A 20,912-nucleotide genomic window follows, 5' to 3' on the forward strand; every position below is an offset into this window, starting at 1 on the left:
GATTTCTCCTTTATTGAAATTTATTAATCTCTACTATATTTTAGTCTTTATGGTTAAAAAAGACAAATTTTTAAGCCTGTTTTTTTACAACTTTTTTAATAAAAATTTTTTTTAAATTTTAAAGTGTTCCGAAAAAGATTTATTTAAAGCATTATTCGTAAATTAAAAAAGAAAAAAGTTCGTCTCGGAAATATGGAAAATATTATGGAAGTGATTTAAAATGATAATGTTTTCACAAAACAAGATATTTTTTTATGAAAACAGAGCAAAAAATTCGGATTTTATTGTTCTTTTTATTGTGTAATTAGCAGCATTAAATTTTACAAAAACAATTCAAATACAGTCATATTAGTAAAATTTGTTAATATCATATTATTTTTTTCTATAATTTTTTTTATATTATAATTAAAACAGCAATTTAATAATTTAAATCTCGATGCATAGGTTAGTGAATTATTAACTTTGCTAAATGAATAAATTCGAATTTATAAATTTACAACCTTAAGGAGGCTTAAAATGTCAGATAAAGACAAAGAACAAGAAAGCGCCCCAGCAGTAGTTGGAATTATCAAAGTTTCAGACGAATTGCTAGATTTCTCATCTTTCAAAAAAACTAAGAAATCATGCGAAGGCCCTAAATGCGAAAGCAAAAAAGAAGGTGAATTAACACCTCGTGAAAAAGCGATTCTAGAAAGAAAAGCACAAGCTAAATAGTCATTATGTCAGATATGATTCAAGCAAAAGAATTGGTAGCTAAAACAGAAGCTATCACCCCAATCCGTAAAGCAATTGCTAAGAACTTAAAGCAAGTTGTGGATAATATTGCTTATTGTGCTCTAACACAAAAAACGGATGCTAGCGCATTATGAAATTTTCGTAAACAAGTAGTAGTAAGTGTTCAAGAAAAAGAAGGAGTTAAATTAACCTTCCTTTCATGAATTATTAAAGCTACAGCAATCGCATTGACCGAATTCCCTGCATTTGCAGCAAAATGAGATGGAGAAAAAGGCGAAGTTTCTTATCCAGAAACAATCAACATTAACATTGCAGTCGACACACCATATGGTTTAGTCGTGCCTGTAATTAGAAATGTTGAAAAATTAAGCATTGTTGAAATCCAAAAGGAAATTGTTCGTCTAGCGCAATTAGCACAAGACAAAAAACTAACAATGAAAGACATGTCGGGAGGGAACTTTACAGTTACTAACGTAGGTTCTATGGGTGTTCTATTTGGTTCACCAATTCCTAACCTAGGACAAACTGCTATATTAGCCGTTGGTTCAATTGTTGACGGAGTTAAGGCAGATAAGAGCGGTGCATTTTCACTGATTAAAGAACTATACTTAACTATCGCAGCTGATCACCGTTGAGTAGATGGCGGAGACATGGGCCGTCTAAACAACAGAATCATGCAATTATTACAAACACCAGAATTATTAGGAGAATTATAATTATGTTTACAATGAAATTTACAGACATCGGAGAAGGTCTACACGAAGGAAAAGTAGCTGAAGTTTTCGTTAAAGTAGGAGATTCAGTTAAAGAAGGAGACAACTTATTTTCAGTTGAAACCGATAAAATGACTTCAGAAATCCCTGCTCCAGTTACAGGTGTAATCGCTAAAGTTCTAATCGAACCAGGAAGCGAAATCACTGTTGGTGACGAAATTTTCGTTATCGAAGAAAAATAAAAATAAAAATTTAAACATTGCGCAAGCAATGTTTTTTTGTCCAATAATATTCAAATTAAGCCACTATGGTAAAATAGTGAGTGTTTTTTTCCACACATATAATTATTTAATATTAATATAAAATATACATATACATAAAGGAGAATTATGTGAAGACTGTTTAAAGAAGTGTTTAAATCGCTAAGCAAGAACAAAGTTGTTGTTATCGGTTTAAGTATTTTGGTGTTTTTAACTTCTGCTATATTTACATTGCTTTCAAGTGTGCGGAATGTTATAGTTGGTGGTTTTGACAACTATAAAAATGTTTCAAAATTGCATGATGTATCTGTGGATTTAAACCTTCCTACCCAAGGGAGTGCATTTAATCAAGGATATTTTGTTAACGGTGAAAGTGGCGAAACACTGGCCACAAAAGGGTTAAAACAATATCAACCGATTGTATACTATGTGGATCATGGTCCTTATTTACAATATGAAAAAATTGCTGATGAATATTTAAATGATATCAGCTACGAATTAAATTTAAATTCCGAAAAAGATTATTTGCCTTTTTCTGTTTTAGGTATAGATAATACAAATTCTCTTTACAATTACTTTTTCGCAAAAGAGGATTTATCTAAACTTTATTCTATTTATAAAGCTGAAAAAAACTCAAATATACCCCACACCGTTGAATTCAATTTAGATGATCCCAATAATGCAAAATTTACAATTAAAGACCCATCAAGAAATATACGAATTTATAAAAAAGATGGCGATAAATACTCTCAATTAACAATTAGTCACATTGTTAAACTTTCAGATACTATAAAATTTGATAAAGAGTTAAAACTCGGAGAATTATTATCACTAAAGAATATAGATAATAAATTATATGCTACTCAAATTTCTAATATTTATGTTAATAGTGTTACAAAAGAGGCGACCATAGATTATGGTAAGGGAATTGACTGGATTGATGATAATGTTGGTTTCAGAATTAAACCAAATCAAATTGCAAAAGCTCTTAACTTTACCCCTTCAATAGTTGATGGCGAAGTTAGTTCCATAATTTTTGAGCAGAAATTATCTAATTTTGACTATTCGCAAATTTTAATAAATGGTGCAACCAATAAACTTGATGAATCGTTATCATTAAAAACACAAATTCAATTAAGTGCTTTCATAGATAATGAATTGACAACAAATCAGCTACAATTGCAACCCTGACCTGCAAATATTGAATTAAAAATTTCTGGTGGCTGAATAAACAAAAATGAAACTAGTACAGTGTTTTTAAGAAATCACTATTACACGTCGTATGTCGAACACGAAAATGGAAAATCTAAGTGACAAGGAGCATTCAAAACCTATATTGATTCGCTAGGAAATCCGAGAAAAGACAAAAGAAATAGTGAATGAGATTCGTTAGAAACATTCTCATATTGAAAGAAACAAAAACGAAGTAAAATTACTGGCTATAAATTGGACGATAATACACATAAATGAGTATTGGACGAAGATAAAACTTTAATTAGAAACTTTGAGTTACCGCTTAGTTCTAGTTTTAATTATACAGATTTAAACACTGTAAAACTTTGAACAAATGATTCAAGAATTTCTCCTCTGAATCAACCATATGCAATACCGATAGCTAATTCGAAAACGATTAACGATATTGAAAAAAGAAATTTATTCGGTGAAGCACAAAGAGAGTTTAATGAACTTGATGATAAACATAAATTAGATATTTTAAATAACGAAAATCAAATAAATGAAAAATATACAATCATTAATTCAAAAGCTTATGAAGCAACTAAAAAATTAATTGTGGACAGTATCAAAGAAAAAGTAGGTGCTAAAAACATTGGTTTGAGACAAACTATTACTGTTAATGGTATAAATGATGAAACAGGCGAACAAAACGTTTTTCACTTTATTAACACAGGTGATCAAAATTATGAAATTACAGGAATTAAATTAAATGTTGGTGGTTTGTTTGATGAATCAGCAAACAAAACAGCCTTAAGTAATTTAGGTATTAATTCATCAACCATATACAACTCAACGCAGCTAAATCCATATGTTTCTTCAATGTTGATTCAATCAATATTTAAAAATCTATATCCGGATCCGAATTATATCGAACCTATTTATCAATTTGCGTTGGTTAAAGATTACAATATCAATACTGGTGTTGATAGAATCTACGATAATGCAAAAATTGTTATGTTAGCGGATTATAAAAACGACAATAAAGATTATTCTAAACAAAGTACCAATTACGGTATCTTGTCAATTGCTAACAAATATAAATTAGTTGAAAGAACTAACAATAGTGGATATTTTGAGGTGAAATATACAAACAATATGCCAACCGATGGCATGGATGTTGGTTTATTAAGCAAATTCCTTGATAAGCATAAACTAACAATAGCTACTAATTTCATACGCGCCGAAGGCGATGGATGAGTTAAAAACGACAAGGAATTTGAAAACGTTTATTATATTCCTATTTATTATTTAGCGCCTAAATCACAATTAATGTATGATGTTTTATCAAATGGAAAAATTGATATTCTTGCTCAAACCATTGAAAAATATCTATTAAATTCTGACTTAGTCAAAAAACAATTTTTAATGAGTGAACAAATAATTGAAATAGCTAAAATTCTTAAAAAAGTATTAAATCAGCATAATTTTGCAGCGATTTTTGCCAACGGCAAAATGAATCAAGGAATTATGGCCGAATTAGGGTTCGATTTTATTTATGAATTAAGTCATCATGAAGACGGTGATTTATTAAAATCTTTATTATTTGGTGTATTACAGCAAGTGGTTAAAGATATTCAAAGTCGTGGAAATATTTTTGAACAAAGAAAATATTTAATTAGCCAAGTAAATAATTTATTTGCAAATATTAAGACATTAACCAATTTCGATTTGAGTCAGTATATAACTGCCGAAGCTTTAGTTAATTCTTCTAAAGACCCAATTAAAGTTGCTGAATCATTTATTAAAATTGTAAATTCTATTGATTTGAAAAAAATGAGTGAGTTATCTCGTGAATGATTCAAAACAAAAAATAATCAAGTTATTAAAGGCTCTGATAATATCTATTACACAACTAAGTTATCATCTGGAACAATAATAAAATGAGTCTTCTCATCAATTAATCAAAAATATTTAAAAGAAGGCTTAACAGACTTAATTGATAATTTAGATTTAACTAAAGCCCTTAATCTTGATAATCCGAACTCCTTGTTATTCGTTTTATTATCAAACTTAGCACCTGATTTAGTAGTTCCTCTAAAACCTATAATCAATAAAATGGACTCTCGTCAAGGTAATGAGGCGTTTGATAATGTTAAGGTAGGTTTAATTAATATTATTAAAGGCGTTGATTTCAACATTTTGAATCAAGAGTTATTAAAATCAATCAAAACAAAATTCGTTAAATATACCGAAGATGTTTTTAATTTAGAAACAGGCAAAAACGAAACCAAACAATATAATGTTGTTCTTGACGCAATTTCCCCAAAAGATGGAATAATGTCTTTCCTTAAATCTATGTTTTCATTGCAGGGCTCGAATAGAACATTTAAAGACAACTTAATAAAAATGTTCAATCTATCTGCGAAAACTAAAACAATCAAAATTTTAGATAAAACAATATTCTTGCCAGATGCTGACGATGATAAAATTAGTTTCTTTGATTTCTTAGGTATTTTTACTTCATTATTGCAAGGTAAAGAAAATGTAATATTCAGAAATTATACTTTTGAAGTTCAACTTTATTCACTTAAAGAAGTTTTAAGCGAAGCACATCCTGATGAAAAAGTTAATTTAAGTGATTTCAACATCAAAGAAATTCAATTTGTAAATAAATTTAATGTTTTTGACAAAAACTATACAAATAAAGACGCTTTAGATAAAGTGAATAAACTAATTTTATTTATCAATCAAACTAAAGGTGGCACAAATATTTTTACTCCAGTAAATTCCAAGACAGGAGCCGATTTATTGTTTGACCTTTTAAAATTCCAAGATGGGAACACAACCTGACAATTAGTTAAATCGGCTATCGATTCTAGCGCAACCACACAAATTGACAACGAATATGCATTAGGAGCACAAACTTTTGATGTTTTTACACCTTATTTACAAATGTTTAAAAATAACGATGCTAATTTTGAAGAAGCAAACAAATTTGTTAAAGACTTCTTAAATTTCAGTATTAATCCTGAACTGTTGAAATTTTCACAAGCTAAATCAACTGATGACAATATTCCTTTTGAAGAAAATCTTAATTGATATATAACCGAATATTTACAAAACCCAGAATCTATTGATTTATTCAATCAAAATTCAAGTGGCGAATTTATTAATGAGAATGTTCGTGACTTGGTTAATCATAATCCTCAATATAAAAAATGGATTGCGAATAATAAACAATTGTTAATAAGAGAGTTAGGATTCATAGGTGCAAGCAAAAAATTCAGTTCCAATGATAATGAACAAAAAAATGGTATTTATCACTACACGATTTCTAAATTTGTTGAAAATTATTTATCAAAACATGAATTTTTTGATTACAAGGATACAATAATAGCATTAGCGACAGCCATAGGTCCAAACGTACCAGTTCAAGTGTTTGGTATATCTAAAGCTCTAGTTAATCCTGTTTTAAGAGCAGTTTTCCCTGAAATCTCCATTACTTATCTAGCAGCACAAAAAATACAGCCGGGCTTAATTAATGGAAACTTGCAATATTTGGTTCTTAATAAAATTAATAATTTAGAGTTATTGGTGGAAAACAATAGTGATGCGTATAATGATTTATCAAATCTATTTGATGCAACATTTGTTGATAATGACACATCGCTTGTACCGATTAATTTGGATAAAAATAAAAATCTAGTAATGGATGGACCGAGAATTAATGATTTAAAAGTTAAGTCGCAATCAACCCCTTCGTTATTTGGCTTAAACATTGTCCAAATGATTCCAGAAATCATCTCTGATATTGTAGAACCTAAAGCTATTAAAGAAATAGTATTCAACTCTTCATCCAGTTTTGTTGCTAAAGCAAACTTTGCTTATCTATCTAAAAATAATAAAGAGATTTTTGATGGTGATATACCTTCAGATCCGTTAGAAATAAATAAATTTATAAACAATTTAGACAAAAAATATATTTTAGATGTGAACGGTATTAAATTCGTCATTGTAGGTCAAGAAACAACTGTGGACTATATGTACCCAATCGTTGATGAAAATAACTTACAAGTTAATACTAAAAACCAAGCGTTAGTTTATGTTAACAAATGAGGATTTTCAAGAATTAAATTAGCTTATGCTGGAAATGTTATTAAGCAGGCATTGTTAGTTAAAAACAATGGACAGGTGTCGAACGAAGAACTTAAATCTGATATCACCGAAGTTGTTAACAAGTCAATTAGTGACTCAAATAAATTGCAAAGAGTATTCTACACAAATGAAATTGATCCAATTAACCCTGAACGTGCATTAAGATTAAATACTGTTGAGTCAGTAATTAAATTAATTTCAATTTCAACATTAGCAATCATGTCGGCATTAATGGTCGTGGTTGGTGTATCAATTATCTTTATTATCAAAAGATATATTTCAAACAAAAATAAAGTGTTGGGTATTTTGGTTGCTCAAGGTTACACCGCCACACAGATTGGTCTATCGCTAACTGTCTTTGCATTGGTAACTTCAATTATTGGTGGAGTGCTAGGATATGTTGTTGGTAATAGGCTTCAGTTATTATTGCTTAATGTCTTTTCAAGTTACTGGACCTTACCTAAAGAAACGGTAAAATTTGACTGAATAACAATGATAATTACAGTCTTTGTTCCATTTATTGGAATGAGTTTATTAATTTATATTGTTTCATTAATCTCGTTGCGTTTTAAACCAAATGAATTAATTACAGGCGTTATTAATTTACCAAAAACAAAAGTTATTCAACAGTACTATAAAGCAACTAAAAAAGCCAATGTAAAAGGTAGATTCTCATTTGTTTTAGCTTTAGGTAATTTTTGAAAATTAATTGCCTTTTCAGTTAGTGTAATGTTGACAAGTTCTGCAACACTATTTGGAATTGCATCAAATAATGTTTTTACCAAAACTATTGATAATACTTATCAAAACAGAAACTATAAATTTAAAATTGATATGGAAACTCCTACAATAGAGGGCGGACCATATAAACTTTATAATGCAAATGATTTATATAAAAATATTTATACACCTATAGGTGAAAGTATTGAATCCCAAAGAGAAATACATGACTACTTTAGACCGGGTTATTCTTCGGTAATCAATAAAAACGGTAAAAACGGTATACCATCTATAAATGATTCTCAATATGATTCACATATATTAACTCAGTTTTCAGCTGCAATAAAAGTTGATGCAGGTGTTTCAGCAGATCCTTGATTAGTTGCATACAATTCTATGCCTGACTCACAAAAGGCTAAAATTGATAAATTGAGAGATAGGGTTGGTATTACTCTTGAAAAAACTCAAGCCCAAAGTGGCTTAAAATGAGTAATTGACAAAAAAACTCAAAATGTTTCATTGGTAAATAAAAATGATGAAAAAGTAAGCTTCTTCAAGTATTATCACTCGCCATATGATAAGCAAGGTAATTTCACATATGCTGAGTGAGATGGCAAAGAATATCAAATGAAAACTATAACAACTGAACCCGGATTGAGAAGTTCTTATAGAAACTTTTTAGTAAATGGATATAAAGTCATTGAACAACGTATTAAACTTGAATCCCAAAATCCTGATTTGATAATTCAACCTCCTAAAAATTTTGAAGAAAATTACAGTAAATATGATTATTGATTAAATGATGCCGGCCCTATTTATGGACCGACAGTAAATGATTATTTTATTAGTTTTGGTGGTGTATATTTCAATCCAGATCACGATGAAGTTTATACTTACATTAAATCAAATTACGATGGGAGAGACATAAAAATTTATGGCTACCAAAATAATTCTAAATACGTAAAATTGGTTAATGATAAAGGTGTTAATCTTTACGAAATTCTCTATAAATTCAATGAAGAAAATGTTTATCCTTTAATAATTAATGAGGTAGTAGCAAGACAAAATAATTTACGTGTTGGCAGCCAAATAAAACTCGATATCCAAAATAGTGTTTCAAGATTTAAAGAAAAAATTCTTTCTAAAATAGAAAATAAAACTATTTCAAATCAAAGCGCAACATTTAAAGTTGTTGCAATTAACCCAACATATATTAATTCTGAATTCATAACTAGATATGATGTTGCAAACAAATTAATAGGCTTCGATGATCTAAAACTACCAGATAATTTTGTTAAATTCAATGGAGTGTTAACGAATAATGATACCCCGCTTCAAGTAACTAATTCGACTGGTCTTTATTCAGTCAGTGGTTACTGATCGGGTATTGATAGTTTCGATGTGTCTACAATGGCGCCTGAAACAATGAAAGCAATGTTTGATCAAATATTTCATCCAGAAAACGGAGTTTTAGCTAAAACTCTAACACCTGATCAAATTATGAAATTCTTAGACCCTGCAAAGGATAAATTTGACCAAAGTATCTATAATAATATTCGTGAACAACCAAAAGAAGCTATCAATAATTTTGCTCAAACTTATAATAATAAAATATATGTTGCGCTATCTAGCGCTATCGATTCCAAAGATATTGAAGCCGGTTTTACCAGTCAAATTGGAAACACTATACAAACTTTAACTGTTGTTATAATTTCATTGAGTTTCATTATTTCGTTAGTAATCCTAATAATAATGTCAACAATAATGATTAGCGAAAACCAAAAAAATATCGCTATTTGATCAATATTGGGTTATGATCAAAAAGAAAAAATTAAGATGTATTTTTCAGTATATGTTCCGTTTATTCTTTTTGCTATATTGTTATCAATACCAATAGTAATGTTTGTTATGTATACATTTAACTTGTTCTTGCTATCGGTTTCATCTATAGCATTAACACTAACACTAAACCCAATACATGTTTTAATCACAACGGCACTAATATTTATAATATTCATTGTAACTTCTCTGATTACATGAATAACTGTTAATAAAATGAAACCTGTCGATTTATTGAAAGGAAAATAATGGCTAAAGAAAAAAATAAAAAAAATCGTAGTATAAATAGGATTCGCGAAGAAGAAAAATTATTAGATATTCAGTCACAAACTAATGAGTTTGTACTTGACTCCAAAATTACTAAAGATAATGTTTTTGAAGCTCTTGATTCAGTCGGAGATAAGAGAAATATAATTGTCCCTAAAAAAATGGCGAGATTTATTTCTCGTATTAGCAAAAGAAAAAGACGAAAAGACGGCGGCGAAAGCGCGACTAATTCTGGTGACAACATTATTGAAGTAAAAGACGTTTCAAAATATTATGTTAACGGAAATGTAATTACTAAAGTTTTAAAGCATGTAAATATTGAAATTAAAAAAGGTGAAATTGTTTTAATATTAGGCGTTAGTGGTGGTGGAAAATCCACGCTATTAAATCTAATTTCTGGCCTAGATAGACCTACGCGAGGTGATGTGATAATTTGTAATCAAAACCTACCATATATATCAGATAGATTAATTACAAAATTTAGACGTAAACATGTTAGTTTTATTTTCCAAAACTATAATCTGTTGGAAAATTTAAATGCATTTGATAATGTTATGACTGGGGCATATTTACAAAAGGATGAATCTCGTAAACTGGATTTAAGTGAATTATTCAAAACATACGGAATGGAGGAAGAAATGACTAAATTCCCTCCCCAAATGTCAGGCGGTCAACAACAAAGAGTTTCTATTATGAGAGCTTTGGCAAAAAATGCTGAAATAATTTTTGCTGATGAGCCAACCGGAGCCTTAGATGAACAAACCACAAGAATTGTTTTGAATTCATTATATAAAATGAATAAAGACAACGGTACTACGGTAGTTATGGTTAGCCACAACCCAACCATGTCAGCAATGGCACATAAAGTTATTCATATTGTTAAGGGTGTTATAAAGGAAGTGGAAATAAATAAAAATCCAGTTCACCCCGACGAAATTGGTTTATATAACGAATAATAAAAAAAGTTCCATTTTAACATGGAGCTTTTTGTTTTTTCAATTATCTAATTTATTCTTTGTTTTCTTCGTTTACAAATTTAAATGAATCATTTTCATCATCATTATTGTTATTACTCTTGACAAGATCTTTATTTGTCTCTGTTATTTGAGCTTCATCTTGTGTACTATTATTTTCTATTTTGTCACGCAATATTGACAGTTCTTCTTCAGTATCGACTGATTCAAGTAGGTATCGGTTAGGATATCTAACAAGACCAATTATTATTCATTTAGAAATAATTGGTCTAACTTCTTCAGCACTATAGCCTTTAATAATCATATTAAGTGCTACCAATTGCATAATATTTGCAACTAATCATCAAATCGAACCTAAAAATGCAATTACTAATAAAACCAGAGCAAAAATTTGATGCGCCGGATTATTATTTGAGGCTGTCGTAGCTGGTTTGGCTACAGATGCATATATAAATAATCCTAGAACAAACCCGATAATAATTGTCATTAGCGCCCCAGATTGTATTGATAGTTTAACTCTCGATTTCATGTGTTCAGCATTTCCCATTAGAACTTTTGTTCATGCTTCTACTTTGTCTTTGTGTTTATATTTACTCATATGTTCTCCTTATTAATCGTATGTCACGTTTTTAAGTTCGCGAACTCAATTAATGAAATATTTATAAGCTCTATTAAGGTCAATCTTTCCATTAATTTTGTAACTACGATTATTTGCAATTTGTGAAAATATGTTGTGTTTTTCCACTTCTCCTAGATTTTCAAATTCAGTTAGATTTATATTGAATTCAGTCAAAAATTTATCAGGGTAATACTCTGCAATTATCGATAAAAACGAGTAAGCTAAAAACATAATTGGAAATATTTTTGTTTCTATAGAACCAATCATTGCTAATTTAGTGGCCGACTTTTGATCATCTTGTTTTGGTAATAATATACCGGGAGTATCCATAAAAAAGAAATTATCAACTGCAACCCATTGTTTATCTCTCGTAACTCCAGGATAGTTAGCAACTTTAAGAGATTTTTTTTGACTAATCAGATTTATTAATGTGCTTTTGCCAGCGTTGGGAACGCCCAAAACAAATGCCTTTATTTTCGAGACAAGTAAACCTTTTTCCTTGTCTCTTTTAATTTTTTCTGACATGATTTTTTGAATATTTTTAAGGATTATTCCACGACTTTTTTGTTTTCTCAAATCTAACCAGAGAATTTGAGAACCTCAAAATCTAGCTTCAATTTTTTGTTTTTTATTTTGATCCATTAAGTCGCTTTTGGTGATAACAAACAAGCGAGGTTTATGTGAGGCAATTTTGTCAAAATCTTCATTATAACTACTGATAGGACAGCGCGCGTCTAAAACTATGATAAATACATCAGCCAAAGTCGAATTAATTTTTATTTCTTTCATGGCTTTGGCCATGTGACCGGGGTATCAATTAATTAAATTTTTGTGTTCGTCTGAAATTCTCATTATTTTTCCAACTTCATTAATTTTGTTTCGAACTCAGTTTTTTCTAATTTTGTTTCTAATTCCTGAATTTTATTGGTTTGTTTCGATAATGCATCATTTAAGGTTTTAATTTCAGTTTCTAATTGGTCAATTAAATAAACGAAATCACTGATTATTGAATTGATTTGGTCAACAGAATATCCATTTAATTCACGCTTTGCCTTAGAAAATTTATCTAATATTTTATCTTTATTCATTTAAACCTCCATTTGTCCTATTTAATATTATACCCGCTGCAACAGCAACGTTTAAACTTTCAAACTTAATAGGAATATATATTTTTTTGTTTGCGTATTTGTACAAATTATTTGTTATTCCATGTCCTTCATTTCCTAAGACAACCACTTTGTTTTGAGAAGGGTATTTAACTGTATTAAAATCAACAGAATCATCATTTAATGAAGACATAAAGATTTTATGAGTTTTAGATAAATTTATTAATTCGTTTTCAGCTTCGCTGTATTGTATGATATTTATCTTGAAAATAGCACCCTGAGTAGATCTTAAAATTTTAGGATTATATGGATTGATATTTGTGAAAATTGTATCATAACCAAACGCTATTGCTGTTCTGATTATGGTTCCAACATTTCCAGGATCTTGCACATTATCACAAAAAACTATATTGCTCCCAATTTTTTTAAGGTCCGGTTTTTTGCAAATAGCCACACACCCCTCGGGATGTTTAGTTTGTGTAATAGAGTTAAGAACGTTTATTGTTATTTTTGTTGAGTTATCAAAATTGTTTTGATTTTCTAACTCTAATATCTGAATAACGGTTCCTTCATTTTTTAAGGCTTCTTGAATGAAATTTTTTCCTTCAATGATAAATAAATTCTTGTCACCTTTTAATATTTTTTTAATATCTTTAATTAATTGATTAGCAACACTACTGATTAGTTTCATTTATATTCTCCAAAAAATCCTTGCCTTTTTGAGTTTCAAAAAAGTTCAATCCGTCAAAATTTAGATGTCTCATAATTTCATAGCCAATTATACAAACGCAGTTTGCTAAATTTAAACTTCTCATAGCAGTAACCATTGGAATTCTTAAACATCTATCTAAATTATCGTGCAAAATTTTTTTATCAATTCCCGTTGATTCTTTACCAAACATTACTCATATTTCGCCATCAGTGTTCGCTACAGTTTTGTAATTGGGTTCAGTATAAGAATGAGTACCATATCTAGTAATGTAGAAAATCTTTTTGTTGCCATATTTTTTAAAAAAATCGTCGTATGAATTATGAACTTCGTGTTGAATATCGCTTAAAAGTCTTCCAGCTGCTGGGCGGGAAAGCTTTGATGGTAATAAGTCAAAACCTAATGGTTTAATAATGTGTAGTTTTGCGCCCAATGCAAAGCAGGTTCTTATTATGTTACCAGTATTAGGGCAAATTTCGGGTTGGTATAGAACAATATTTAACATGATAAATTCCTTCCTTGTTTCGATAAAAATACTGCCTTGATTAGGCAGCAGTTTTATTATTTACTAGATTTTTTAGTTTTTTTGCTGATTCTTTTTTCAAGGTCTTCTTGTTTTTGTTCTGCATTTGCTACAGTTTCGCTCATTTTAGCTGCTTTTAATTCTTCAGCTCTTTTGTTTCATTCATCAGCAATTTTAGCTGCGTTTTCGTCTAATTCTTTTTCTAGTTTAGCTAATTTTTCACCAGCTTTTGGATCTTTAGCAGCCAACAGTGCTGTCACGTGTTTTCTTTCTAAGATACGTTGGTTAATTTGTTCTTTATTTTGGTTGTCGCTCATAAAGAAGCCTGTTAGAAAGCTTGTTGGTAAACCTGTAGGCATTGAAGTTCTGTTTCCTCAGATAGTTAAGTCTTCTTCTGTAACTTCATTGCTGATACCTGCTTCTTTTAATAATTTTTGAGAAACAAGTGAGAAAGCAATACCGGCTTTTTCTTCTTTAAATACTAACTCATTAAATTCTTGTTCTGTTTTGTCTAAAACTTTCAAGTATTCTTCAAATTTAATGTTTTGTTGTTTTAATTGAGAAATAATTTGGTTACGTTTTTGTTCAACTTGGTATCAAACGAACATATCGTTAATTTTAATTTCGTTTTTATCAACAACATCTTGAACATATTTTTCAATAAATGTGTTTAAAGAAAGTTCAATTTTATTGTTAAGCAATACTCATTTAAGTACATTTTTAGCTTCATCAAGAGTTTTAGCTGCTCCTGCTCTTAAAACATAAATGTTTTCATCAGTTAATTTTGTTTCTTCTGGTCTTTTAGCTGTAACAATTTCAACATTAAATGTTGCTTCTTTTCCAGCAAGTTTAGTTACAGGATATTCTTTAGGGAATGTAACAATAACATCACCTTTATAGCCAATTTTCTTGTCTAATAATTGTTCTTCAAATGTATCGATAAATGTTTTAGAACCTAATTTTAAATCAAAGTTTTCAGCTTGTCCACCATCAAATTCTTCGCCATCAACAAAACCTTTGTAGTTTAATGTAACGGTATCTCCATTTTGAGTTTTTTGTTTTGAAGTAAGTGGTAATTGAAGCGCAGTTTCTTTTAATTTTGCATTAATGTATTCATTAATGTCGGCATCTGTAACTTTAGGTAAGTCAAATTTAACTTTAACTGAGTCTAATTTTAAATTACTTAAATCAGTATCTAATGGGTAAGCTAATTCAACAACAGCTTCATTTTCATCTAGTTTTTCTAGATCTACACGAGGTCTAACAGCAATAACTCTATCTGATTCTTTTTTCACTTCTTCAAGAATCGAATCAAGTTTTTGTGACAAATATGTGCTCATAGCATTTTGTAAAATTTGTGCTTTTGAAACGTATTTTTCTGCAATGTTTGCTGGAACTTTACCTTTTCTAAAACCGTCAACTTTTAGGTTTTTTAGTAATTCAGCTTTTGATTTTTGTTGTAAATCTGTTCATTCTTGACCTTTAAGAACAACTGTTTTTTTGATTTCAACTTTGTTTTCATCAATAACGATGTCTTTTTTTACCATATTTAATCTCCTTAATATAACTTATAAATTAATATCTTAATTTTAATATAAAAATAATATTTTATGCGTAATTTCTTAAATTAGCGCTAGTTTTTTTGTTTTTATAAAATATAAACGAGATAAACCCGTTTATAAATTAATTATTTTGTAGAATCATCTGTACTTTCAGCATAAATGTTATTTAATTCTTCTCAAAGACTACCAAACGATCCATAACTTAGGCCTTTAGTTCAGCTTCCGTACATAGAGTTTCCGGGAACTTGTAGGTTAAATTGGTGTCAAGCAAGTTCTTCTTTTTTAACTTTTTTTGTATTTTTATCAACAGTTACTTTAACACCTTTAGCTCCATTTACATCAGTAAAAATTGCTTTAATCTCTTTATTCGATTCATCGAAAAAGAATTTATTTGTTACATCCATTTTTGCTTGTTGTTTGTAAGCGTCATCGTAGAAATCACTTGCATCATCACCAATTTTCATGATAACTTTTGTTACTACTTTATCACCAGCACCTGTTTGCGATTTAGAAAAATCTCAACCAGCTGTATTATCACTAACAGCATTCATTCTTTGGTTTTTTGTTGAAACTTTTGAATTACCTTTTTTATTTTCAAAATCTTCAATAGCTTTAGCTCATGGTGCTGTTGCGAATGTTCCATCATTTTTGTATGGGTTTACTCCTGAACATCAAAACATTCAATCATGTAGAAATTTTTTATCAACCCCTTCTTTGATTAAGTTCTTTTTGATGCCTTCGACTGAGTCTTTTAATTGTCTAATTCCTGAGTTAAACATAACGATGCCACCGTTAGCATACACGTGTTTAATAAAGTCAATTGCACCAGCAACAGCTCTTCTGTTACCTTTGGCATCAACTGAATCTTTTTTATCTTCACTAAATCTTCCGTTATTTTCGGCAACCATTCATGATTCTGTTTTTTCATTTACAAAAACTGTTTCGTCAACATCCATAAATACAACTGGCACGCCATAGCCGGCTTTAGGGTTAGAAACAACACCGGTTTGAACATTTAGCGCTTTGTAGTCCATTTTATCTTCTTCTGCACGTTTCTTTAGATTGTCAAATGCAAGAGTAGCCAGGGTGTAGGCTTGTAATGATTGCAATTTAGCCTCTGCAGATCTCATATATCAAACAATAGCACCAGTAATACCAACACCAGAATTCAATTTATTGATAATTTTTGCTTTAGCGTTTTTGTCTAGTTTAAGTTGCGAAACTAATTCAATTTGTTTTTCAACTGGTAGTTTACTTATTTCTTCATTTAAATTTATTTTTTTAGTTGTTTCATTGTTGTTACATGAAGCAGCAACAATTGGTAAAGAAGATACAGCTGAAGTACCCACAAGTAACAATTTTAATTTTTTATTCATTTTTTCTCCTTAAGTGTCCTTAACATATCCAATTTTGGATGGTTAAATTATACATTTATTATTGGTTAATAATTAGATATAGTAATCTCCTGAAATATAAAATAATGAGTATTATTCTTAAAAAATGACGAATTCTATTGAAAAATGTGTTTATACAAAAAAATGGGTTTCCCCATTTTATTTATTTTGTTTCTGAAAAATTATCTTTTGAGTTGTTTTTAATGTCATTAAGTAGTTCTCAAATCTTGTCATAAGTACCATAGTTAAGTCCTCTGGTTCAACCACCATACATTGCGTTTCCAGGAACTTGAACATTAAATTGGTGTCAGTCAACTTTTTCTGTAGTAACTTTTACTTTTGCATTCTTACCTTCACCAGTTTTTGTTTTAGTTACTTTAACACCTTTAGCTCCATTAATATTTTCAAATAATTCTTTTAGATTTGCTTCGTAATATTCTCTGGTTTTGTCCATGTCTTTAAAGTGTTTATAAGCATCATCATAAAAGTCATTAAAGTCGTCACCGATTCTCATAATTACTTTTGTCACAACTTTATCACCAGCACCTTGTTGTGATTTAGAAAAATCTCAACCAGTTGTGTTGTCGCTAACAGCGTTCATTCTTTCGTTTTTGCTTGTAGCTCATTGATTTGTTTTTTCGTTTTTAAATAGTTCAACAGCAGTTTTTCAAGGAGTTGGATCATATTTAGTTTTGTCAGATTCTTGGAATGGTTTAACACCTGAACATCAGAACATTCAGTCGTGTACGTATTCTTTTTTAACTCCGGCAGCAATTAAGTTTTTGCTAATTCCATCAATAGCAGGTTGTAATTGTCTAATTCCTGAGTTAAACATTACGATTCCCCCGTTTTCAAAAACGTGGTTAATAAATTCAATAGCGCCAGGAACAGCACGTCTTTTACCTTTGGCATCAACAGAGTCTTTGAAATCTTCGGCAGTAATATTGTTTTCTTTATCAACAACGCCTCAATCCATGTGTTCATCGACAACCATTCATGATTCAACGTATTCATTAACAAATACAGTTTCATCAACGTCCATAAATACTACCGGTACTGATTTTCCAGTTTCAGGGTTTTTTACTAATCCAGTAGTTTTATCGACGGCTTTGTAATCTATTTTGTCTGTTTCAGCGTGTTTTTTTAGATTATCAAAAGCAATAGTTGCTAATTTATATGCTTGTACTGCTTGAACTCTTGCTTCTGCTGATCTCATGTATCAGACAATTGCTCCTGCAATTCCAGCTCCACTATTCAATTTATTGATTAGAGTCGCTTTTTCGTCTTTGGTTAAATCTAATCTAGAAATTAGTTCTAACTGTTGTTCTTTGTTTAATTTTTCAATTTCTTGTTTTAAATCAATATCTTTTTGTTTAGATTCTTTTAGCTGTTTTTCTAAATCTTTAATTTGATTGTTTAATTTTTCAATTTCTTTATTGTCTTTATTATCCTTGTTGTTGCAAGCTGCAGCCAATGTTGGTACTGTTGTTAGTGTTGTAGCACCAACAAACAAAAATTTCATTTTTTTATTCATTTTGTTCTATCTCCCGTGATTAATTCACATACAAATTATACTTTATTAAAACTTGAGAGGAATCAATTTCACAAACAAAAACTGCTTAGAAAATACTGAATATTGGTGAATTTCATTAATTTTATTTCATATATTTTTCATAATTCATTGTTATTTTTTTCTAAAAATCCTATAAAAAAGGTTAAAAATAAAAACGCAAAATGTTGCGTTATTTATGATATTTTTTGTTGTTTAAGATTGTTGCTGCTCGATAAATTTGTTCACCCAACATAATTCTGAATAGTTGATGTGGAAAAGTTAGTTTAGAAAATGAAAATTTTATGTTCGTATTTATTAAATTTTCATCCATTCCATCCGATCCACCAATTATGAATGTTATTTCATCATGTGAGTCAATAATCTCGCTTAACTCAACCGAGTTAAACTGCTTCCCTTGTAGAGAACACATCATAACAAACGAATCTTTTGGAATTAAATCTATAATTAACTTAGTTTCTTTTGATTTTTTAACCTCAATATTTTTTTCTTCACTGAATTCTTTAACCTCTACAGTATTTATTTGATAATAGTGAGAAATTTTTTTTTGGTAATGCAAAAATAACTTTTTAAAATCAGGATTCAGTGTACCGACGGATATGATTTTAATTTTTTTCATTATTTTTGCTTTCGATGTGAAACATTAACATTTGTATATCGGCTGGATTAATTCCACTGATTCGTGAAGCTTGCCCAATTGTCTGAGGGCGAATTTTGATAAACTTTTGTTTAGCTTCGGTTGCGATGTTTTTGACTTGCTCGTAATCAATATCTGATGGAATTTTTAGGTTTTCAAGTCGCACCATTTTCGAAGCATCAGTTTTTTGTTTTTCAATATAACCGTGCAATCTAACCATAATTGTTAATTCTTTTTGATATTCGAAATCTGGAATTATATCGCTTGGGTCAACATCTGGTCTAGATAATACTTTTAGCAATGTAACCCCATCAAAAATTTGATATTTTTGAGCAACATCTGATTTTCCTGATAAATAAGTTGTATGAAGTCTTTGTATTTCATCATCAATCATTTTGTACTTGTCAATTACTTGTTGGTATTGTTGTATGGAAAGAGTCTGAGCATATAAACCGTATTCAGCTAAACGAATGTCGGCATTATCATTTCTTAGTAAAAGTCTATATTCTGCACGAGATGTCAACATTCTATATGGTTCTTTTGTACCTTTGGTTACTAAGTCATCAATTAATACGCCTAAATAAGCGTGATTTCTTAAAATAATTATAGGGTCTTTATGTTCTAGTTTTAAACCGGCGTTAATTCCTGCTACTAACCCTTGACCAGCTGCTTCTTCATATCCGCTAGTACCGTTAATTTGACCGGCAGTAAATAAGTTTTTAACAATCTTTGTTTCTAATGAAGGTTTAAGTTGTAATGGGTCGATAGCATCATATTCAATAGCATATGCTCATTTTTGGACTCTTGCATTTTTTAAACCTGGAATTGTTCGAATAATTTTATCCTGCACATCAATTGGTAACGATGTTGAAAGTCCATTAACATATGTTATTGTTCCATCAGCTGTTTCTGGTTCGAAAAATATTTGGTGTCTTTCTTTTGATGCAAATTTAACAATCTTATCCTCGATTGAAGGACAATATCTAGGTCCTATTCCTTCAATTAATCCTGAATACATTGCACTTCTGTGTAGATTTTCATTGATAATTCTGTGTGTTTCTGCGTTAGTATATGTTAAATGGCAAGCAATTTGTGTAGGCACATTAACATGTGAACGAGAAGAGAAACTAAGATTTATGTCATCTAGTATTTCTTGCTCGACTTCACTGTAATCTATTGAGTCCGATCAAATTCTAGGTGGTGTTCCAGTCTTTAATCTTTGAATGGTAAAGCCATGGTCTTTTAAAGATTTTGATAATGTTTTAGTTGTTCTTTCGTTATCAGGTCCGCTTTGTGTTGTTTCGTCACCACGCAAAATTCTAGAATCCATATAAGTACCAGTTGTTATAACACAAACCTCGGAATATATGCTTTGTCCGGTATCTAATTTAACACCGACAAAACGGTTTTTATCTGTCAATATTTCTTCAACACCAGCTTCCAACAAATCTAGGTATGGTTCTTTTTCAACTTCTTTTTTAATGATTTGAGAATATTTTTCTTTGTCAATTTGAGCCCTAAGTGCTCAAACTGCTGGCCCTTTTGACTGATTAAGCATTTTTAACTGAATTGTAGCTTGGTCAGCTCAAAATCCTTGCATACCTCCCAAGGCATCAATTTCGCGAGTAATTATTCCTTTTGCCGGCCCACCAATTGAAGGGTTACAAGGCATCATACCAAGTCTATTTTTATTGAAAGAAATTAAAAGGGTTTTATGTTTTTTGTGTGCTAAAGCAAACGCAGCCTCAAGTCCTGCGTGCCCACCGCCAACAACAATTGCTTCATATTTATTAATCTTGTTATTCATAGTTTTAATTTTATTGCAAAACTAAATAATTGAAATTTTTCTTAGAAGAATTGGTTTTAATCGTGTTTTTTTACTAATATTATTGAGAAACGTGTGAAATAGTTAAAAAGTGTTATTATTTTTTAATTTAGAAAATGTATAAAAAA

The 20,912-nt window shown here is 29.8% G+C and carries 14 protein-coding genes and 1 pseudogene; 5 read left to right on the forward strand and 10 right to left on the reverse strand.

Annotation, left to right across the window (positions count from 1 at the left end; all coding sequences use genetic code 4):
* The first annotated feature begins 516 nt into the window (after positions 1-516).
* The 5 genes and pseudogenes from HLA87_RS02040 to HLA87_RS02060 all read left to right on the forward strand — a co-directional run bounded on the left by HLA87_RS02040 (position 517) and on the right by HLA87_RS02060 (position 10,821).
* The gene (locus tag HLA87_RS02040; protein WP_171111435.1) at positions 517-714 is read left to right on the forward strand and encodes a hypothetical protein; all 198 of its coding nucleotides are present in this window, start codon (positions 517-519) and stop codon (positions 712-714) included.
* 5 nt (positions 715-719) lie between these two features.
* Positions 720-1,451 (forward strand): 2-oxo acid dehydrogenase subunit E2, encoded by a 732-nt coding sequence (locus HLA87_RS02045; RefSeq protein ID WP_171111437.1) that lies wholly within the window; start codon positions 720-722, stop codon positions 1,449-1,451.
* A 2-nt stretch (positions 1,452-1,453) separates the two neighbouring features.
* Positions 1,454-1,684: pseudogene (locus tag HLA87_RS02050) on the forward strand (biotin/lipoyl-containing protein); the annotation flags it as partial.
* A 153-nt stretch (positions 1,685-1,837) separates the two neighbouring features.
* Positions 1,838-9,847, forward strand: a complete 8,010-nt coding sequence (locus HLA87_RS02055) for an ABC transporter permease (protein WP_171111441.1) — start codon at positions 1,838-1,840, stop codon at positions 9,845-9,847.
* Positions 9,847-10,821, forward strand: coding sequence for an ABC transporter ATP-binding protein (locus HLA87_RS02060; RefSeq protein WP_171111444.1), 975 nt, complete (start codon positions 9,847-9,849; stop codon positions 10,819-10,821). The genes HLA87_RS02055 and HLA87_RS02060 overlap by 1 nt, the downstream gene beginning before the upstream one ends.
* Before the next feature lie 52 nt (positions 10,822-10,873).
* On the opposite strand, the gene HLA87_RS02065 is transcribed toward HLA87_RS02060, so the two are convergent.
* From HLA87_RS02065 to mnmG, 10 genes are all read right to left on the reverse strand, one after another.
* Positions 10,874-11,437 carry a hypothetical protein gene (locus HLA87_RS02065; protein ID WP_171111446.1) on the reverse strand — a complete coding sequence of 188 codons (564 nt, stop codon included), beginning with the start codon at positions 11,435-11,437 and terminating at the stop codon, positions 10,874-10,876.
* Positions 11,438-11,449: 12 nt separating this feature from the next.
* Complete coding sequence (gene ylqF, locus HLA87_RS02070) at positions 11,450-12,310, reverse strand: ribosome biogenesis GTPase YlqF (protein WP_171111448.1); 861 nt, start codon at positions 12,308-12,310, stop codon at positions 11,450-11,452.
* Positions 12,310-12,546 carry an MAG0865 family DivIVA-related protein gene (locus HLA87_RS02075; protein WP_171111450.1) on the reverse strand — a complete coding sequence of 79 codons (237 nt, stop codon included), beginning with the start codon at positions 12,544-12,546 and terminating at the stop codon, positions 12,310-12,312. Before HLA87_RS02075 ends, ylqF begins: the two co-directional genes overlap by 1 nt.
* Entirely contained in the window at positions 12,539-13,255 is a 717-nt protein-coding gene (locus tag HLA87_RS02080; RefSeq protein ID WP_171111452.1) for a TrmH family RNA methyltransferase, read from the reverse strand. The genes HLA87_RS02075 and HLA87_RS02080 overlap by 8 nt, the downstream gene beginning before the upstream one ends.
* Positions 13,239-13,778: a tRNA (cytidine(34)-2'-O)-methyltransferase gene (locus HLA87_RS02085; protein WP_171111454.1), complete on the reverse strand. Its 540-nt coding sequence runs from the start codon at positions 13,776-13,778 to the stop codon at positions 13,239-13,241. Before HLA87_RS02085 ends, HLA87_RS02080 begins: the two co-directional genes overlap by 17 nt.
* A gap of 56 nt (positions 13,779-13,834) precedes the next feature.
* Positions 13,835-15,343 carry a trigger factor gene (gene tig / locus HLA87_RS02090; RefSeq protein ID WP_171111456.1) on the reverse strand — a complete coding sequence of 503 codons (1,509 nt, stop codon included), beginning with the start codon at positions 15,341-15,343 and terminating at the stop codon, positions 13,835-13,837.
* Between the two features lie 140 nt (positions 15,344-15,483).
* Positions 15,484-16,734 carry an HAD family acid phosphatase gene (locus tag HLA87_RS02095; RefSeq protein ID WP_171111458.1) on the reverse strand — a complete coding sequence of 417 codons (1,251 nt, stop codon included), beginning with the start codon at positions 16,732-16,734 and terminating at the stop codon, positions 15,484-15,486.
* Between the two features lie 181 nt (positions 16,735-16,915).
* Entirely contained in the window at positions 16,916-18,286 is a 1,371-nt protein-coding gene (locus HLA87_RS02100; RefSeq protein ID WP_171111460.1) for an HAD family acid phosphatase, read from the reverse strand.
* A 208-nt stretch (positions 18,287-18,494) separates the two neighbouring features.
* Positions 18,495-18,941 carry a 23S rRNA (pseudouridine(1915)-N(3))-methyltransferase RlmH gene (locus HLA87_RS02105; RefSeq protein WP_171111462.1) on the reverse strand — a complete coding sequence of 149 codons (447 nt, stop codon included), beginning with the start codon at positions 18,939-18,941 and terminating at the stop codon, positions 18,495-18,497.
* Positions 18,928-20,766 carry a tRNA uridine-5-carboxymethylaminomethyl(34) synthesis enzyme MnmG gene (gene mnmG, locus HLA87_RS02110; RefSeq protein ID WP_171111464.1) on the reverse strand — a complete coding sequence of 613 codons (1,839 nt, stop codon included), beginning with the start codon at positions 20,764-20,766 and terminating at the stop codon, positions 18,928-18,930. The genes HLA87_RS02105 and mnmG overlap by 14 nt, the downstream gene beginning before the upstream one ends.
* Between the last annotated feature and the right edge of the window lie 146 nt (positions 20,767-20,912).

Origin of the sequence: Mycoplasma miroungigenitalium, assembly GCF_013008635.1 — a bacterium.
In the GTDB taxonomy this organism is placed as follows: Bacteria; Bacillota_I; Bacilli_A; order Mycoplasmatales; family Metamycoplasmataceae; genus Mycoplasmopsis; species Mycoplasmopsis miroungigenitalium.